At 47.4% G+C, this 865-nt stretch carries 1 pseudogene; it reads right to left on the bottom strand.

Annotation, left to right across the window (positions count from 1 at the left end):
- Window positions 1–865 (bottom strand): annotated as a pseudogene (locus tag R7Q46_RS25920) (aconitate hydratase B); the annotation flags it as partial.

Genomic DNA, 865 nt, shown 5'->3' with positions numbered 1-865 from the left:
CGTTGTATCTTGAGAACCTACGGTTGTCATCTTAGGCTCACAGTAAGTGCCCGGACGAACACCTGCTACACCACATGCTTTACCAACCATTTTCTGTGCAAGCGTGTAACCCTTGCCAGAATCAGCGACTTCACCAGGTTTACGGAATACATCAGAAGACTCAAGACCTAGAGCTTGGCGCGCTTTATCTGTTAAACCACGACCGATGATCAGTGGGATACGACCGCCAGCACGTACTTCATCAAGCAGCACGTCTGTTTTTAGAGAAAACTCAGCGAGCACTTCACCTGTTTCGTGGTTACATACTTTGCCTTCGTATGGGTAAACGTCGATAACGTCGCCCATATTCAACTTCGTTACATCAACTTCGATAGGCAGCGCGCCCGCATCTTCCATTGTGTTGAGGAAGATAGGTGCAATTTTACCGCCAAGCACGTAACCACCAGCGCGTTTGTTAGGTACGTAAGGGATATCATCGCCCATGAACCATAGCACTGAGTTAGTTGCAGATTTACGAGAAGAACCAGTACCAACAACATCACCAACGTACACTAGCTGGTGACCTTTTGATTTTAGCTCTTCGATTTGTTTGATTGGACCGATGGTGCCTGGCTGGTCAGGGTTAATACCCTCACGTTCGTTTTTCAGCATCGCAAGCGCGTGTACTGGAATATCAGGGCGAGACCATGCATCAGGAGCTGGAGAAAGATCGTCCGTGTTCGTTTCACCTGTCACTTTAAAGACAGTCAGCGTGATTTTTTCTTCAAGCTTAGGCTTAGATAGGAACCATTCAGCATCCGCCCAAGATTGAAGCACTTTTTGTGCATGAGCATTGCCTGCTTTCGCTTTCTCTTCTACGTCATAG

This window comes from Vibrio sp. 811 (assembly GCF_033339195.1).
This window is presented reverse-complemented; position numbering and strand designations above follow the sequence as displayed.